The organism is Psychrobacter urativorans, assembly GCF_904846695.1.
Taxonomy (GTDB): domain Bacteria; phylum Pseudomonadota; class Gammaproteobacteria; order Pseudomonadales; family Moraxellaceae; genus Psychrobacter; species Psychrobacter urativorans.
The window spans coordinates 25,554-44,179 of the sequence record NZ_CAJHBR010000022.1; the positions used below are offsets into that span (position 1 = coordinate 25,554).

The window sequence follows — 18,626 nt, forward strand, 5'->3', positions numbered from 1 at the left end:
TCTCACAACGATAAGGATATGTATTGTGAAAAGTGCGGCTATAACTTCAAATCCAAGTTTAGATTCTGTTCAGAAGCAACCTTGGAAACTGGCTTTTGTATTTTGTTTTTTAGTCTTATTATGTGATGGGGCTGACATCGGTATTCTTGCCTTTACACTTTCAAGTCTAAAACTAGAGTTTGGATTGACCAATGTACAAGCGGGTGCTTTAGGCAGTTGGTCATTATTTGGTATGGCCATCGGTGGATTCTTTGGCGGTTGGGCGTGTGATCGTTTTGGACGAGTACGGGTTATCGTGATTGCAACTGCACTCTTCTCTATTTTATCCGGTTTTAGTGGGTTTGTACAAAGCTATGAGCAATTTATAGCATTACGGTTTACCGCTTGTTTAGGTCTTGGTAGCTTATACATTGCGACTAATACCTTGATGTCTGAGATGGTGCCTACCAAGCATAGAACGACAGTACTTGCAGCACTGATGACAGGCTTTACATTAGGGTCTTTAGTTATCACTAGTATTTCAGCTTGGATTATTCCAAGTTATGGCTGGCGAACTCTGTATCTTCTAACCTTTATACCCATTATTCTTTCGATAGCAATGTACTTTCTAGTGTCTGAGCCGCAGTCTTGGAAAGAATCACGTGCCCTTAAACTTAGTGGTGCAATGGACTCGCTGCAGAAACCTGAAAATCCATATAAAGCTATATTTGAAAATCCAAAGCATCGCATCATGTTTATTTTATGGTCTATGAGTTCAGGGCTTTTATTATTCGGTTATTTTGGCGTCAGCAACTGGCTACCTTCTTATCTAGAAACTGAATTGGGTATCAAGTTTAAGGAGATGGCACTATATATGGCAGGTACTTATTTGACTATGATGTTTGCTAAAGTGGTTGCTGGCCTAGTAGCTGATAAGATAGGTCGCAAGATAGTATTTGCTTTCGGCACCATGGGTACGGCGCTATTTATACCTGTATTGGTCTATATGCATACTGCAGAAAATATTGGTTGGTTAATGATAACCTTTGGGTTCTTATATGGTATTCCTTATGCTATAAACGCCACCTATTTGACCGAAAGCTTTCCGACTGCTATTCGAGGTACAGCCATCGGTGGAGCATTCAATATTGGAAGACTTGGTTCAGTTATTGCACCTGTAGCTATTGGTTATATGGCCATGCACAATTCTATTGGTGCCGGCTTATTACTAATGGCAGGAGCATACTTCTTATGTGGTCTTATTCCGACATTGTTCATTAAAGAACAACAGTATGACCCACAAAAGGCATAATAATATTCAAGATATACCACACAGCGAAATAGATTATAATAGCTGTATTAAGCATTTAAATGCACCTTTAAATCACTATTCATAAAGGTGCAGGCTACTGTCTTTAATAATTTATTTTGATGATAAATGCACAATAAGAAGTGTGTTGATCATCATATCTGTATTAACTTATTTGAGAATAAAGATAATATATGACAACCAAAAACCTTGCAGACGAATGTACTGATAACACAACACACATCGAATTGTTAGAGCCAATTGCAGAGATGCGCGATAAGAATGATCGGCAGTTTGTTACAGCTTTAGCTCGAGGGCTAGAGCTGCTACGCTGCTTCACGCCACAACGTCCTTATTTAGGCAATCAAGACTTAAGTCAATTAACAGGTTTACCTAAAGGAACAATTACTCGCCTCACTTATACCTTAGTTAAACTGGGTTATTTAAAGCAATCGACTAACAGTAGTAAATACCAACTGTCTGCGGGTGTATTGGGATTTGGATATACGATGATGGCAAACATCTCTATCAACAACCTAGTAACGCCGTATATGGAAGCGTTAGCAGAATATGCTAATAGTGCTGTTGCCATGGCTACTCGTGATCGACTAACGATGGTATATCTAAATGTCGTGCAAGGTGACGGTACTACTACTATGCGCCGTAATGTCGGCTCGTACCTGCCTATTCACTTAAGTTCAATGGGAAGGGCCTGTTTAGCAAGCATGCCGCAAGCTGAGCAAGAGTTTATTCTTGATGCTATTCGCAGTAAATACAAAGATGATTGGATAAAGATTAGGAGAGGACTAGATAAAGCCTTTAAAGATTATGAGGATTATGGATACTGTTTTTCAATTAGCGAATGGCAAAAAGATGTTAATGCGGTTGCTACAGCTTTAATGCATCCCACTGAGGGCTTGCTGACTTTTAACTGTGGAGCGCCCAATTTTGTTTTGAGCCGTACAAAATTAGAAGAGGATGTTGCCCCGCGCTTACTACATATGAAAAACAGCATTGAAAGTAATCTTTACATAAGCTAAGAGATAGCGTTACTTGGGATATTCACGTATTGACGCAATATCTATATCTAAGCCTTAGTAAGGATAGGAATAGTTTTTCTTATATCTCAGATATATTACTTTGTCTTCTATATTAGCGGTTACCGAAATACTGCGAATTATAGTTATGGTAATGGTCAACTAATTCAGAGCCACTACTAAAAGGTGTTGATTAAAGTAAATCTCTATTCTAGAAATTTTATACCTATAATTAATACTGTATGCCTTACTATTGTTTCATACAGCTTTATTAAACAACAGGCGAATCATGATTTAGGTGTGGCCGACTACTTTTACTCTACTCTATTTCTAACGCGCTATTGTTAATGAAAAACTAGGCATAATAGGCGCACCAACCAATATAACTACCGACAATAAAACTTTTGCAACATAAAGCTTACAAGGGTTTTACTTAGTGAATATTATCAGTATTACAGTTGGATTAGAAAGAAATATCAAAATCTAAAATTTCTTCAATAAATTTGGATTCGATAGCAGACAAAGCGCGATGCTTATGCCAGAAAAGATAAACCGGTATATCAGCAATACCTTCTTTTGGCGGTAGACGCCTGAGTTTAGATTCTAGATGAGTGGCAGCAATAAACTGGTCAGGTAGCGCGCCGATACCATATCCGGTGTATATCAGACGAACCAGCTCATCTAAATTATTTGTATAGGCACTAACATGACCAGTAAAATCATGGGCTTCTTTAAATAACGTTATTGGTGAAAGAACATTACCAATAGCTTCACTATTAAATGCAATAAAATTTTCTTCTAATATATTACTGACACTCAACTCTTTCACCGAGAACAGAGGATGGTGATATCCACAATATAGGTAATAGCGTTGATTGAAGAGTATCTTTTGATTAAGGGTATTGGATGTATGCTTTGCTAAACAAATACCAATAGCAGGATTTTTTTGCTTTAAATCATTTAAAATGTCCATACTTGATTTGACCGTCAAATCTAACGTAATATTTGGATATTTTTTTTTGAAATATACTAAAAAATCATTGTATTTAGGATTATGAAGTCGACTAACGACTAATAGTTTAATATTACCTTCTAGAAGGTGTAGATTACTGCCTTTCATTGCTTCAATAGAAGTAATCTCTGTGAATATTGTTTGAGCAACCTGAAGACAATAGCGACCGATCGGTGTGAGCTCTAGCGGCTTTGTATTACGAATAACAAGCTGACTTTCGAGTTGCTCTTCAAGCTTTTTGAGACTTTGGCTCACTGCAGATTGGGTAATATTCAGACGATTAGCTGCCGCACTAATACTCCCCTCTTCATATATAGCAATTAACACATGGAGTAATGTCCAATTTAAATTGTCTGCTAATTTTCGTTGTATCATGATAATTTCAGCACTCATATTATAAACATATTGATAACCAATCAGTATGAAAGGCTTGCCAAAAATATGTACGGCTTAGTCTTCGCAATACGTATTCATCCTTTAAGCTCTCAGCACACCTTTCATTATTGACCTGACTCCATAATACAATATAGCTAGAGATAATGGCGCAGTATAAATACCTATCTATTGTGTTGCTTGTCATAACATCTCTTTGTCATGACAAGATATTGATATCTAGATTGTTAACTCATCAGGGTATGTAATCACATGCAGCAATACTGTCCTATGATCTTTTGCAACAATTCTCAGCGCATTGATCACACTGGTTGCAATGTTCTTATTATTAGCGACTCGTATGCTGTGTGCACCAACTGCAAAAATGCTTGAGTCTCGCAAACATGCTCTCTACTGAATAGGTCAACTTGTACAAATAGCTATCAAACTCTGAGTTAGACTGTTTAGCGTTTGCTCTTTTGGGAATGATAGGTGTCATCTCATGCATTAGATATTTGTCTCTAGCAGCTTCTGGATCATACCCTTTATCAGCGATAAAGTAATCAGTTTGTCCTAGGCTCCCTAATGTCCAATCCTCACAACTAAACTTGAAAGACTTTAGTTTCGCAGCTTGACGATAATAATTGAACTACATCTATCTTAACAACCTATATCTCGTTCCACTGCGAGCACAGCTCTTTTCTTGCATCGCTGCAAAACAGTGCTTTGCTAATCGTTCCTCGTTGTACCCAAGCTTGATATATCGCTGATGACTTCGAATATTGTTTTATGGTCCTGATAATATACCAACTCATTCTTAAATATTTCTCCAAGAAAAGCTTTCTATTTGTGATATGCCTTAATAAAATTCTAAGACCTTTTTTAAAAAAAAGGAAGCCTAACACTTGATGTTAGGCTTTTTTTTGAAGATATTTAACAGTATTACTAGCTTACTTTTATAAATTCAACAACTTGCGATTAACAATAATTCTAAAAGAGTTATCTGATAAATAAAATCACTAAGGATTTAACTCAGCAGGATCAGTAATCACATGCATTACTACAGTTTTGCAATCTTTACTTACGACTTTCATTGCCTGTGCAACTTGCTCTTTGACTCGCTCATTACTATTCACTGTAATACCATGAGCGCCAAAAGACTTCGCCATCAAAGCAAAATCAGGATTTTGAAGCTGTGTACCTGACACACGATCCGGATAATGAACCTCCTGATGCTGACGAATAGTACCAAATTGACCATTATCCATAACGATAATCAAAATAGGAGCCTTATAACGTACCGAAGTAGATAATTCTGCCTCATTCATCATAAATTCACCATCGCCAGTAACAACAACGGACAAACGCTTAGGAGACTCTAACGCAGCAGCAATACCCGCTGGCACACTATAACCCATTGCCCCATTCCTACTACTTAACTGACTGGGAAATACCTTCGTTGGTAGAAACTTCTGCGCCCACAAACAATGGTTGCCTGCACCGAAGCTATATACGGCATCTTCTGGAATAATTTTGACTAGCTCTTTCATCACCAAAGTCATACTGGCATACTGTGCATCACTATTAGAAGAAATAATGATTTCTGGGAAAGCACTATCTTGACGCTGTTGTTTATGACAGTGGTTGAACCATGAAAGACGCGATTTAGCATCAAGTTCGTCGAATTTACACTCAGCAATTGCCTTTATAAAACTAATAGGACTTGCGACAATATGAGAAGTGGTAGCTCCGCTATGACCGCGTAAACTGGTATCTAAATTGACAACATGATTGATTTGATCGAATGATTGACGCAAGGTGTACCCATCACTAGCCACATCGCCAAGCACAGTACCTATCGTCAACAACATATCAGCTGAATCTAGTAAATCTGCACATCCATCTGCTCTACCATATCCCAAGTAACCTGCATGAGCGGGCGAATCAAATGGTATCCTGTCAGAGGCTCGCCAATCATGTATGATGGGGATATGGTTATCTTCGGCAAACTTAGTTAATTTTTGACATGTTTGAGCATTCCAATTTTGACCACCAACAAACATTAAAGGTTTTTTAGCAACAGATAGTGCATCAATTATTGATTGCAACTCCGATTGTGTAACTGCGCCTTGAGCGACAGGAATAACAGGGTGCTTTTTACCTTCAAACTGCTGCTGAATAATATCTTCAGGCAATCCAATTACAACAGGTCCTGGCCGACCTTCTAAAGCGGCATGAAATGCTTTGGCAACAATTTCTGAGGCCCTAGAGACTTCGTCAAGAATGAAGACTTGTTTACATTGACTACCGAACCACTGTATCGGATCAAACTCTTGGAATGACTCACGCTGCCTATCAGCAATCGGTATAAGTCCGACAAATAGTATCAACGGCACACCGTCTTGCCAAGCCGTATGAATGCCAGTATAAGCTTGCGCTGCGCCTGGACCACGGGTCACCATAGCAATACCTGGTTTACCCGTAAATTTACCATGTGCATCAGCCATATAAGTGCACGCAGCTTCGTGACGACAAACAATAGTTTGAATATCAGAGTTATAAAGGCCATCAAGTACTGCTAAATAGCTTTCACCTGGTACTATAAAAACTCGATCTACTCCGTGTTGCTTAAGGCTATCTACAATGGCTTGACCGCCATGTTTTAAATCGCTCATCATTTACTCCTAAATTATTTTAAAAATGTTAGCCGTACTACCATTATGGAAATAATGAATTGTCTGATTATCCTATGACATTCCTTATTAGCATAATCATAGGACAGCCACTTCAAATACTAGTTATCGTTTTTGATTATTAAACTCTACTTGAGCAGAGAGTGTTACAGTTACTAAATGTTACTACTATTGTCTCTAGTCATTAATGAGACAACTATCACTAAAAATATTGAAACTGGTAAGCCAATAAATATTGGATGCACACCAAAAGGATGACCAAGAACCTGCCAAATTACTGCAATCAAAAGTCCGACCCACATTGCTACAGTACCACCTAAACGTGTCGCTCTCTTCCAAAACAACCCTGCAGTAATGGGGGCCAATAGGCTCGATACCAGCATAGCGGAGCCCATTACCCACAATACAATTAAGTGTGGAATAAAAATGGCTAACATCAAGGCGATAACCGCTACGCCAAGAACTGAGTAACGACTGTACTTTAAAAGGCGTTGATCAATATCTTCTGAAGGTTTTAATCTTGGTTTGATAATGTCATTAATAATCGATGACGCACCTGCCATAAAAAATGAATCTGCTGTAGAAATAACGGTAGCTAGAAGTGCAAGCACCATTACAACAATCATCGGGAAGCTAAACACATCGCCAATAATAGCAAAATAGGTTAAAGAGGCATCTTCTATCGGTAGATTGAGACCAAAACGACCCATAATGCCGATTAGGATAACAACAAATCCTGTTAAAAATGCCAGAACAATAGCGATCCAGAACCCAGTTTGTGCTGTTTTGGCACTATCTGCTGCCCAAAATCTCTGCCATAAATCCTGTCGCACAAATTGATAACCGCCTATGGTTAGTACATAAACCATAACTTCAGACGCTGGAATATTGAAAAAACTTAAAAAATCGCTTTCGCCAGACAGTTCAACTTGTGTCTGTACTCCCTCAAGACCACCAGCTGCGATGAGAACAGTACAAAATAATACGAAGATACCTACGGTTTGTATAGTGCCATGAAATGCATCTTGCCAAATAACAGACTTCATACCACCAAAATAAGTCTTTAACGTGATCAATAAGCCGCTCACTATAACGCCTGTAGTAATACTGGTACCCAAAGTCAAGTTAAGGATTGTCGCAATTGCTACAAACTGCATACCGGTAATAGCGCTATACGCTACCAATAGACTTACCACTGTAGGAATTCTTGCCCCTTCTCCAAACCTTAATACTGTGAAATCTGCAATGGTCACCATATTATATTTTTCACCTAATGCTCGAACACGCTTTAGATAAAATGCCAGTATACAAATACCAGCTAGAAATATACCAAAGTTTAGCCATTGTGGCCCCATGCCACGTATAAAACCTTGCTCCATATAACCTAAAAGGATTGCACCACCGACAGCAGTACCTGTAAAGGTTAAGATAAGTGGGAATAGTTTGACTGATCTACCAGCGACGTTATAATCGTCGTAAGTCTTAATACTTTTTTTATTAATGTAAAAGGAAATACCAAATAAAAAGATAAAGTAAATAATAACCAAAGACCCTAATATCAGTCTTTCTCCTGAATCGTACATAATGTCCCTCCTTGGAATATTTTGATCGTAATAAAACAGCTTTCAACAAAAAAAACTAGTAATAACGGAGTGTAATAAAACTCCTATAAACCTGATAAAAAGGATTGAAAATTATCATTAAGTTTTTCAATACAATAGCCACCTTCAACTAAAACAATCAGTGGCTTATTTAATTCTTTTAGCTTTTGTGCTAAAACCTGAAAACCTTCGGTACTGACATGACATTTGGCCTGTGGGTCGTCTTTATAAACATCAAAGCCTAATACATGGACGATAACATCTGGGTTAAATAATTTTAAAGTTTCGATAGATTGATCGACATAATGAAAGAAACCTACTTCATCGGTACCATGGGGCATAGGAAAGTTGACGTTATAACCATAACCTTCACCTGTACCCCTTTCATGTTCGTGACCTGCTACAACCGGATAAAAATCAATAGGGCTGCCATGAACTGACGTGTAAAGTACATCTTTACGGTCGTAGAATATTTCTTGAATACCCTGACCATGATGCATATCAGTATCGATAATAGCGATTTTTTTGAATTTCTGACGAAGATGCTGAGCGATGATTGCTGCGTTGTTTAAGTAGCAAAAGCCACCTGCTGCGTTCTTACGAGCATGATGACCTGCAGGTCTAGTCAGACATATTTGGATATTATTTTGATCATCCTCATCGTTTAATAGCGAGTCCGCCGCATTGAGTGCGGTTTGAGCGGACCAGTAGATAGAAGTCCATGAGTGCTTGCCGATTGGAGCACTACCATCAGCTTGATATTTAGCCGCTTTTGCCAAAATACCAAGACCATCATTATTATTTGCCATATAAATGGTCGTTTGAACTTCTTCTCCCATTTCTTCATCTACCGCCATCCATTGATCATAGCTATGTTTTAAGAAATCAACATAATCCAGATCATGCACCGCTAGAATCGGCTCAATACCTATATCTTTAGCGGTGATGACTGTTAAACCTAAAGCTTCTGGTGCTTTTAAAAGCTCAACCAAGCGCTCAGGCTTCTCTTGTGGTTCACGCATTTGCCCGCGAGAGAAGTAACTTTTAGGATGATGTAGTTTTTGCTTTTCATGACTGTATATTTTCATTTCTTACATTCCCTTGTATTGTTTATACTCGTTTCATTAGTGCATAAATCAACATACTAAGTTAATTTATTAAACAAACAATAGTTGTCTATAAACATCATACTATTGCTAATAGCTTGAATATTTTAGTTATCACTAGTGTCTACGATAGCTGTCTCTAAAACAGCATGTAACAACACATTAGTGCCTGCGACTGCCCATTCAGAGGAAATCTCTTCATTTTCATTATGCGATATACCATCTACACAAGGGCACATAATCATCGCAGAAGGCGCTATATCTGCTATCCAAAAAGCATCATGTCCAGCACCAGAGCAAATATTAATGTTCGAGTAACTCAACTTATTAGCTGAATCCCGAATTATATTCACTAATTTACTGTCAAAGACTACAGGATCTTTGTGCCCTACTATTTCAATTGAACAACCTACATCAAGCTCTGATGATATTTGATAAACTCTAGCTTTTATCTGATTACATAACTCATCAAATTTATCTTGCGAAGCTGCCCTGATATCTATAGTAAATACCACTTTACTTGGAATAACATTACGAGAGTTTGGAGAAACGTCAATCTTACCAACTGAAACTGCGGTATTAGGTTGATTGCCCATGACCAAATCATGGGTGACATGAATAATTTTACCCATTGCTAGAGAAGCGTTTGACCTCATCGTCATTGGTGTCGAGCCAGTATGTGCAGCCTTACCTATCAATGTCACTTCAAGAGCAGCCAAACCTTGACCATGCGTCACTACCCCTATCAACTTACCTTCTGCCTCTAAGATGGGACCTTGTTCAATATGATATTCATAATAAGCATGTATTTTGGGTTTTCCTACGGGCATATCGCCGAGCCAACCTGTACGTATTAACTCATCTTTTATGCTAACGCCTTCTGGATCTGTGCAACTGTATGCGTATTCGAGATCATATTTACCAGCATAGACGCCTGATGCAATCATGGATGGTGCAAATCGTGAACCTTCTTCATTTGTCCAGTTTGCGACGACGATTGGATGCTTAGTTTTAATATTATGCTCATTAAGTGAACGCACAACTTCTAATCCAGCTAAAACGCCTAAAATACCATCATATCTACCGCCCGTAGGTTGCGTATCGAGATGAGAACCTATCATAACGGGTAGTGCATTTGGATCAACACCCTTTCTAAAAGCAAACATAGAACCAAGTTCATCAATTTTTACGACCATATTTTCAGTTTCACACCAATTTTTGAAAAGGGTGCGACCTTGACTATCCTCATCTGTTAGTGCCTGTCTATTGCTGCCACCAGCAATACCTGGACCAACCTTCGCCATATCCATCAAAGATGCCCATAGGCGACTCTCGTTGGCAGTAATATCAATAGTTTTAATCATTTTAGTCCCACCTTTAATTAGGTTCTAATTTCGCTAGATAGCTTAATCAACAATCAATCACTGACTATAGCGACTCTTTAATAATCGCTAAGCCTTCTATGGATAATTCATCTAAAAGAGTTAGTAATAACTTATATAAGGAATCGAATATACATACTTAGCTTCTTATATTTTCTTATCCATTAAACTGCTTTTGACAGATATCATTTATCAATGATGATTTTGTCTGCAGTAAACTCAAAGATCAGCCGCATTGAGTGCGGTTTGAGCGGACCAGTAGATAGAAGTCCATGAGTGCTTGCCGATTGGAGCACTACCATCAGCTTGATATTTAGCCGCTTTTGCCAAAATACCAAGACCATCATTATTATTTGCCATATAAATGGTCGTTTGAACTTCTTCTCCCATTTCTTCATCTACCGCCATCCATTGATCATAGATATGTTTTAAGAAATCAACATAATCCAGATCATGCACCGCTACAATCGGCTCAATACCTATATCTTTAGCGGTAATGACTGTTAAACCTAAAGCTTCTGGTGCTTTTAAAAGCTCAACCAAGCGCTCAGGCTTCTCTTGTGGTTCACGCATTTGCCCGCGAGAGAAGTAACTTTTAGGATGATGTAGTTTTTGCTTTTCATGACTGTATATTTTCATTTGTTACATTCCCTTGCTTCTAGAAATAACTCTTAAAGACTAGTAATAATTATTAAAAATACTAATAGCTTAGATAATAAATATCTAGCTATAAGCTACCAATACCCTTTAATCCATTACGTTTACTGGCTTATCTATAATATAGGTGGCCCGATAATTTCAGTCAAACGTTATAAATTAATAGGAGTTATAAGCACAGCTAATATCTAGAGGTTTATTCTTCTTTAAAGTTATTTAGAGCTATCTCTTAATTACAGTAAAAGGCAAAAAGAATTAATAGACAGAGTCATCTCATCCTATGGCTGCCCCTTACCTTCGTGATCTGAATCCAGAACGAGGATAAGCAAAGGTGCCGTAGATACTTGCCTGAAATACAGGACAAAAAGCTATATTTGAGTATAGAAGAAGTGGGCACAGGCAAAATTCCTGCGCCGCGGCTGGATAAAGAATAATTTGAAAAACTATTCCATAATATGAGAGGTATTAATGTCATTTTGGATCGACTATATATATTGTTAGTAATATATATAGCCATTACTAGGTTAAAGCTATTTAGTTGTTAAAGCATAATAATTTCAAGTGTTTACCGAAATTTTTGCGTTCTTCACTGATTCATCAGCACCATTACGTGAAGGCATTATAAAACGAGAAAATAGCAATTTTGGCGCTTCTAGAAAATCCGTATAGCTTGATCAAAACCATGGAATAAACTAAAAAATACGAGGCTAATAAGTCGCTTAGCTAGTCTTTTTTATCTATGGTTATTTCAATAGATTTACTATCTCCAGCAAACCACTTCTGAACATATAGAGTGCCTACGATAGGTGCCGTACCTTCATCAGGCACTTCCTTGTAGCGAACACTATTCTTAGTTTCTTTCTCGTATTCAAACACTACTACTTTTTTTGACATAAAATATTCCTTATAACTATTATGAAGAAAACATGCTGCTAACACTAAAGCTCGCTGGAGCCGTTTAGTGGCCTAGTGAACGAGTGAAATCATGAAATGGTATTTTCTATTCTTAACCTTATATAGCTTACGCTCTTCAAGTCAATAAAAGCCCAAAGCACCGTAGCTAACTCTAAGCTTGCAAGATGACCTGTCGTACTATCCAGTATAGTCGAGCCTCTGTGTTCTTATATCATCGCCTAGTAAGTCAAAAACAACTTTGTTACTCGCCGCTTGGCTTATTTCGTCACATATTTCGTCAAAAATGCTTCTAAGCTAGATGATGACTAGAAGTATACAATTTCTCAAATATTTTTTCTTGCCAATGACCTCCATCCTCATCTTTATACTTTCTTTATATCCTGCTTGATCATCTTGACAACACTTTTATACCTCTGTGAGCATACTAAGCGCTTAAATTAATCACTAAGCAGCAAGGTTTTAGTGAGCTTGTAGCATCTATCAGTGGGCCCTCATAAGCCGTTAATAAGCTAAAAAGTTATCTTAATCTTTAGCCCAGTTATGATCCTGATAGTTGCTGCCTGCTAACTAGCTATTAGCTGATCTCTACTATGATTTTAGGAGTGTGCTATGGAAGTGTTTGCAGGGTTTATTGCCCTCGGTTTGTTCGTGTATTTGCTATATGTATTGATTAAACCGGAGGCCTTCTGATGACCATGTACGCCGCATCACAACTGATCATTTATCTGCTGATTTTATTCACCCTAGGCTATTTTTTATCAGGGTATATCATGCAAAAAATGCAGGCGCCCATATCGCGTTTTGAATCGCGAATTTTTGGGGCGCTGGGTATGCTTGGGCGTAATGCTCAAGGTAACCGTGCTGAGGGTATGACTTGGAAACAGTATGCTCTTGCTATCGTACTTTTTAATATCATTGGTTTTTTGGCATTGTTTGTATTGCAGCTTATGCAAGGCAATCTACCGCTAAACCCCGCTAACATGAGCGCAGTTAGTTGGGATTTGGCTATGAACACTGCCATTAGTTTTATGACCAATACCAACTGGCAGGCTTATGGTGGTGAGAGCACGATGAGCTACTTGACTCAGATGATGGGCATGTCTCTACAAAACTTTTTATCAGCAGCCACTGGGATTGCCGTCGCTTTTGCACTAATGCGTGGCCTGATAGCCAAAAAAAGTGCTCATATCGGTAATGCTTGGATAGATTTATGGCGTTGTAACCTCTATATCCTACTACCGATAGCCACAGTGATTGCGCTGTTATTAATGAGCCAAGGGGTAGTACAAACCCTATCAGCCTATATCGATGTGCAAACCCTACAAGGTGATACTCAGACTATCGCTTTAGGACCAGTCGCATCACAAGAAGCCATCAAGATGTTAGGTACAAATGGCGGCGGCTTCTTTAACGCTAACTCTGCGCACCCCTTTGAGAACCCCACCCCTTTTTCTAATCTAATTCAAATGTTAGCTATTTTTCTTATTCCAACTTCGCTGTGTTTTTGTCTGGGTAAAATAAGCGGTAACCTCAAACAAGGGTTGGCAATATTAGCGGCTATGAGCTTGTTATTCATAGGTATGTACTCGTTAACTGTGAGTAGCGAACTTGCTGGCAACCTTTGGTTAACCTCACAAGTTTCGGGCTTAACTGCTGCTGATGTCAGTGGCAATATGGAAGGCAAAGAAGTGCGCTTTGGTATCGTGGCCTCCTCGTTGTTTGCCACTATTACTACTGCCGCCTCTTGTGGTGCTGTAAATGCTATGCATGATTCATTCACGCCTATGGGTAGCTTTGGGTTGATGTTGCAGATGCAGTTAGGTGAAGTAGTGTTTGGAGGTGTCGGAGCAGGTCTTTACGGTATGCTTTTATTTGCCATATTGGCGGTATTTGTCTCAGGACTAATGATTGGACGCACTCCAGAATATTTGGGTAAAAAGATCGAGCCATTCGAGATAAAAATGGTAGTACTAGGCTTGCTTGCAGGCCCGATGACGGTGTTATTAGGCACAGCTATTAGTGTCATGACTAGTAGCGGTCAAGCAGGAATATTCAATCCTAGCGCGCATGGCTTTAGTGAAGTGCTGTATGCCTTTAGCTCAGCGGCTAACAACAACGGCTCCGCTTTTGCAGGATTGGCGGGCGATTCAGTGTTTTATAACTCTATGCTTGGGTTGGCCATGATATTTGGACGCTTTGGGGTGATCATTCCAGTACTGGCTTTAGCAGGGTCATTGGCTAATAAGCCAAGACTTGAAGTCAATAACGGCACTTTACCAACGACGACACCGCTGTTTGTGGGCCTATTAGTGGGCACAGTGCTGATTATTGGCGCCTTGACTTTTATTCCAGCATTAGCTCTTGGACCTATCATAGAGCAGATTTGGATGTTAGGAAGCTAGGGGCTTAGTGGCTTTATGTTTAACGAGCTAGGCAAGCGAGCATTCCCCTAACTAAGGGTGAATGCACCCAATTTTATGATTATGTTAGGAAAACAGACCATGAGCATTTCACTAGATTCTAATACTCAGACTATAAGTTTGCCACCGCAACAAGACCCTAATCAATCTGATTTACCAAAAAAACCGGTTCAAGGCATTCTTGATCCTGCGCTAGTAAAACCGGCACTAAAAGATGCCTTACTTAAGCTTGATCCACGAGTGCAGTGGCGCAATCCGGTAATGTTCGTGGTCTATATTGGGTCATGGCTGACGAGCATATTGGCCATCAATATGATAATTGAGGGACAATCTGGGGTTGGCTTTACTTTAGCGATTGCCTTTTGGCTTTGGTTCACCTTGCTGTTCGCAAATTTTGCCGAAGCTTTGGCAGAAGGACGCAGTAAAGCCCAAGCATCGAGCTTAAAACAGGCTCGTCAAGAGGTGCAAGCGCGTAGGCTTGCTAGTAGCGATAAACTATCAGCGGCTACTATGGTTCAAGCTACTGAGCTCAATCAAGATGATATTGTTTTAGTACAAATGGGTGAAACTATTCCAGCAGATGGCGAAGTGATAGAAGGCCTTGCTTCGGTCGATGAATCAGCCATTACTGGGGAGTCAGCGCCTGTTATTCGTGAAAGCGGTGGCGATTTTAATGCGGTCACTGGTGGTACCAAAGTGCTGTCTGACTGGTTGATAATCCGTATCACGCAAGCGCCTGGTCAAGGATTTTTGGATCGGATGATCGCCTTAGTAGAAGGTGCTAAACGTACCAAAACGCCTAATGAGATTGCCCTGACTATTTTGCTAGTTGCGCTAACGCTAATATTCTTAATAGTATGCGTAACCTTGATGCCATTCTCCCAGTTTGCAGTGCTGGTATCTAATCAGGGCGAACCCATCTCTATAGTCATTTTAGTGGCCTTATTGGTGTGTCTGATACCTACCACCATCGGCGGCTTATTATCGGCAATAGGCGTAGCTGGCATGAGTCGCATGATGCAAGCCAATGTGATTGCAACCTCTGGGCGGGCCGTAGAAGCCGCTGGTGATGTCGATGTGCTATTACTCGATAAGACCGGCACTATTACTTATGGTAACCGTCAAGCCTCCTTGTTCCTGCCGTCTAACGGTATTAGCGAGAGCTTGCTAGCGCAAGTAGCGCTTATCAGCTCATTAACCGATGAGACCCCAGAAGGTCGTAGTATCGTCAAGTTAGCGCAAAGCCGTTTTGAGATAGATGAGAATGTTTGGAAATCAAAGCCGTTCGAGACTATCGAATTTACTGCACAAACTCGGATGAGTGGCACTGATATTGATCAACGCCATATTCGCAAAGGGGCTTTTGACGCTATTGTAAAATGGGTACAACAACAAGGAGGCAGCCTCCCTAGTAATTTAGAGCAACAAGTAGAAGATGTAGCACGCCGTGGCAGCACCCCGCTTCTGGTCGCAGAAGGTCAGCAAATACTAGGCGTTATTGAGCTCAAAGACGTGGTTAAGTCAGGTATCAAGGAGCGCTTTGCTGAACTGCGTAAAATCGGCATCACCACAGTAATGATCACTGGTGACAATCCCTTGACGGCTGCTGCTATCGCTGCTGAAGCTGGGGTTGATGATTTCATGGCAGAAGCCACACCAGAACAAAAGCTTGAGCTGATCCGTAGTTACCAACGCCAAGGTAAGCTAGTTGCCATGACTGGCGATGGAACCAATGACGCGCCAGCACTTGCCCAAGCTGATGTGGCCGTCGCTATGAATAGTGGCACGCAAGCGGCTAAAGAAGCGGCCAATATGGTGGACTTAGACTCCAATCCAACTAAGCTTATTGAAGTGGTGCAAACCGGTAAGCAGATGCTGATGACACGTGGTGCCCTGACCACTTTTAGTTTAGCCAATGACGTTGCTAAGTATTTCGCCATTATTCCTGCGGCCTTTGCCGGGACTTACCCTGCGCTTAACGTTCTAAATATTATGCAATTAGGTAGTCCAAAGAGCGCTATTTTATCAGCGGTTATTTTTAATGCCTTGATCATCGTGTTCTTAATTCCATTAGCGCTACGAGGGGTCACCTATCGACCAGACTCTGCTATTAACCTGTTGCGCCGAAACCTAATGATATACGGCTTAGGGGGTCTAATCCTACCCTTTATAGGTATCAAACTTATCGATATGCTCATTAATTTAATGCACTTGGCATAATCATTTCTAAGGAATACTGCTATGAAAACCCATTCTTATCTAGATAACCAGCCAGCGGCAGATACTGAGTCTACAGACCCATTAAATAATGTTGCTACTGATATGCCCATGCTTAAACCTGCTATATTATTGTTTATCCTGCTCAGCATCATTTTGGGATTATGCTATCCCTTAGTTATGACCGCTATTGCCCAAGTGGCTATGCCAAACCAGGCTAATGGTAGCTTAATAGAAAAAAACGGCACCTTGATTGGCTCGGCACTTATCGGACAACAGTTTGATGAAGCGCAATACCTATGGACTCGTCCTTCTGCCGCTGGTGAAGGCTATGATGCTACTCAATCTTCAGGTAGCAATCTAGGGCCTTTAAATCCTGAGCTGGCGACTTCTGTCACCGCACAAGTACAAAAACTAAAAGCTGCTGATCCACAGAATCAAGCCCCTATTCCCCTCGACTTAGTGACTATGTCTGCCAGTGGCCTAGACCCCCATATCTCGCCTGCAGCAGCACAATGGCAAGTGAACCGAGTGGCGCGCGTACGGGGACTAAGTACTGAACAAGTACAGACCGCTATCGACGATCATACTGAAGGTAAGCAGTTTAAGTTGTTTGGAGAATCACGGGTGAATGTCTTGTCGGTGAACTTAGCCTTAGATGAGATCTCAGCTGCCTCAGCTGAATAACAGGATCGACGCTAAGTAAAGTTGACGCTAAGTAAAGTTGACGCTAAGTAAAGTTGACGCTAAGTAAAATACTATCAACCGCTTTATGACGCGAGACTGGATTAAATCTTTTGGGCTTGCTGTGCCGATGCCGACAGAGGCTACAAAAAACGGCTCTCAATCTCGCTGTATGGTTTTTGCAATGCAATGACTAGAGCACATTACTAATTAGACATTGACGCTTTAAATCCGTCATTGATGAGGGTTGCTATGCATGATATTCGGCCTACTCCAGAACAGTTATTGCAGCAAATAAAGCAGCAAGAAAATGCTCTTAGTAGAGGCAAATTAAAAATATTTTTTGGCTCATCTGCCGGCGTAGGTAAGACTTATGACATGCTGTCCTCCGCTCATCAAGCGCAGGCTCATGGGCTCAATGTATTAGTAGGTATTGTAGAAACTCATGGCCGTAGTGAAACAGCAGCGCTACTAGAAGGGCTTACCTTACTGCCTTTGCAGAAGATTGAGTATAGAGGCAAGATTTTAGAAGAGTTCGATATCGATGCGGCGTTGGCTATTCATCCGGACATTTTACTGGTGGACGAGTTAGCGCATAGTAACGTCTCAGGGTCTCGCCATCCCAAGCGCTGGCACGATGTCGAAGAGCTGCTAAAAGCGGGTATTACGGTCTATACTACTTTGAATGTTCAGCACCTAGAAAGCTTAAACGATGTGGTTAACCAAATTACTGGCGTAGTGGTTCAAGAAACCTTACCCGATTGGTTCTTTGATCAGGCCAATGAGGTGGTGTTAGTTGACTTGCCAGCAGAGGAGCTATTAGCTCGGCTTCACGAAGGCAAAGTATATATCCCAAGCCAAGCTAAACATGCGATCAAAAACTTCTTTCGTAAGGGCAATCTGATGGCCCTGCGTGAGCTGGCATTGCGTAGAACCGCAGACTTAGTCGACGCTGACATGCAAGATTATCGCAATCAGTCCCGCATCGCACCGATCTGGAATACAGCCGATCAGTTATTGGTCGGCATTAGCACTAGAGATCACAGTGAACGTCTTATTCGTCATGCCGCCAGACTCGCCAGCAGCTTACATTCGCAGTGGTATGTGGTGCATGTTGTAGTGGCATAATAAAATTGGACAGCTGCTAAGAGGTTATACTAACCCAAAGAAGGAAAATAGTATGACCAACAAACGCAATCAATATACCCGAGAATTTAAATTAGAAGCGATTAGCTTAGTTGT

At 40.3% G+C, this 18,626-nt stretch carries 14 protein-coding genes; 7 read left to right on the plus strand and 7 right to left on the minus strand.

The features are described from left to right. Window positions 1-25: 25 nt before the first annotated feature. Together JMY09_RS12245 and JMY09_RS12250 are read left to right on the plus strand one after the other, a co-directional pair. Window positions 26-1,291, plus strand: coding sequence for an MFS transporter (locus JMY09_RS12245; protein WP_201623933.1), 1,266 nt, complete (start codon window positions 26-28; stop codon window positions 1,289-1,291). A gap of 191 nt (window positions 1,292-1,482) precedes the next feature. Next, a complete protein-coding gene (locus tag JMY09_RS12250) occupies window positions 1,483-2,328 on the plus strand; it encodes an IclR family transcriptional regulator (RefSeq protein WP_201623935.1) in 846 nt (281 codons plus the stop codon). A gap of 460 nt (window positions 2,329-2,788) precedes the next feature. Here the strand turns inward: JMY09_RS12250 and JMY09_RS12255 are convergent, their stop codons facing one another. The 7 genes from JMY09_RS12255 to JMY09_RS12285 form a co-directional block, all read right to left on the minus strand. After that, complete coding sequence (locus tag JMY09_RS12255) at window positions 2,789-3,730, minus strand: LysR family transcriptional regulator (protein WP_201623937.1); 942 nt, start codon at window positions 3,728-3,730, stop codon at window positions 2,789-2,791. Window positions 3,731-4,728: 998 nt separating this feature from the next. After that, window positions 4,729-6,384: a thiamine pyrophosphate-binding protein gene (locus JMY09_RS12260; RefSeq protein ID WP_201623939.1), complete on the minus strand. Its 1,656-nt coding sequence runs from the start codon at window positions 6,382-6,384 to the stop codon at window positions 4,729-4,731. A gap of 173 nt (window positions 6,385-6,557) precedes the next feature. Continuing rightward, a complete protein-coding gene (locus JMY09_RS12265) occupies window positions 6,558-7,985 on the minus strand; it encodes a sodium:solute symporter family protein (RefSeq protein ID WP_201623940.1) in 1,428 nt (475 codons plus the stop codon). Window positions 7,986-8,068: 83 nt separating this feature from the next. Further along, entirely contained in the window at window positions 8,069-9,091 is a 1,023-nt protein-coding gene (locus tag JMY09_RS12270; RefSeq protein WP_201623942.1) for a histone deacetylase family protein, read from the minus strand. Window positions 9,092-9,216: 125 nt separating this feature from the next. Continuing rightward, entirely contained in the window at window positions 9,217-10,473 is a 1,257-nt protein-coding gene (locus JMY09_RS12275; RefSeq protein ID WP_201623944.1) for a Zn-dependent hydrolase, read from the minus strand. A gap of 237 nt (window positions 10,474-10,710) precedes the next feature. Further along, window positions 10,711-11,130 carry an arginase family protein gene (locus JMY09_RS12280; RefSeq protein WP_201623945.1) on the minus strand — a complete coding sequence of 140 codons (420 nt, stop codon included), beginning with the start codon at window positions 11,128-11,130 and terminating at the stop codon, window positions 10,711-10,713. A gap of 741 nt (window positions 11,131-11,871) precedes the next feature. Continuing rightward, window positions 11,872-12,042 carry a hypothetical protein gene (locus JMY09_RS12285; RefSeq protein ID WP_201623947.1) on the minus strand — a complete coding sequence of 57 codons (171 nt, stop codon included), beginning with the start codon at window positions 12,040-12,042 and terminating at the stop codon, window positions 11,872-11,874. Between the two features lie 630 nt (window positions 12,043-12,672). Here JMY09_RS12285 and kdpF point away from each other — a divergent pair. The 5 genes from kdpF (at window position 12,673) to JMY09_RS12310 (ending at window position 18,512) form a co-directional block, all read left to right on the plus strand. Beyond that, complete coding sequence (kdpF, locus tag JMY09_RS14830; RefSeq protein ID WP_193032053.1) at window positions 12,673-12,753, plus strand: K(+)-transporting ATPase subunit F; 81 nt, start codon at window positions 12,673-12,675, stop codon at window positions 12,751-12,753. A gap of 5 nt (window positions 12,754-12,758) precedes the next feature. Beyond that, on the plus strand, window positions 12,759-14,465 hold the full coding sequence (gene kdpA, locus JMY09_RS12295) for a potassium-transporting ATPase subunit KdpA (protein WP_265088021.1): 1,707 nt from the start codon (window positions 12,759-12,761) through the stop codon (window positions 14,463-14,465). 99 nt (window positions 14,466-14,564) lie between these two features. After that, window positions 14,565-16,703 carry a potassium-transporting ATPase subunit KdpB gene (gene kdpB / locus JMY09_RS12300; protein ID WP_227677310.1) on the plus strand — a complete coding sequence of 713 codons (2,139 nt, stop codon included), beginning with the start codon at window positions 14,565-14,567 and terminating at the stop codon, window positions 16,701-16,703. Between the two features lie 21 nt (window positions 16,704-16,724). After that, window positions 16,725-17,387 (plus strand): potassium-transporting ATPase subunit KdpC, encoded by a 663-nt coding sequence (gene kdpC / locus JMY09_RS12305; protein ID WP_201623951.1) that lies wholly within the window; start codon window positions 16,725-16,727, stop codon window positions 17,385-17,387. Window positions 17,388-17,636: 249 nt separating this feature from the next. Next, window positions 17,637-18,512 carry a histidine kinase gene (locus JMY09_RS12310; protein WP_265088022.1) on the plus strand — a complete coding sequence of 292 codons (876 nt, stop codon included), beginning with the start codon at window positions 17,637-17,639 and terminating at the stop codon, window positions 18,510-18,512. The last annotated feature ends 114 nt before the right edge of the window (window positions 18,513-18,626 follow it).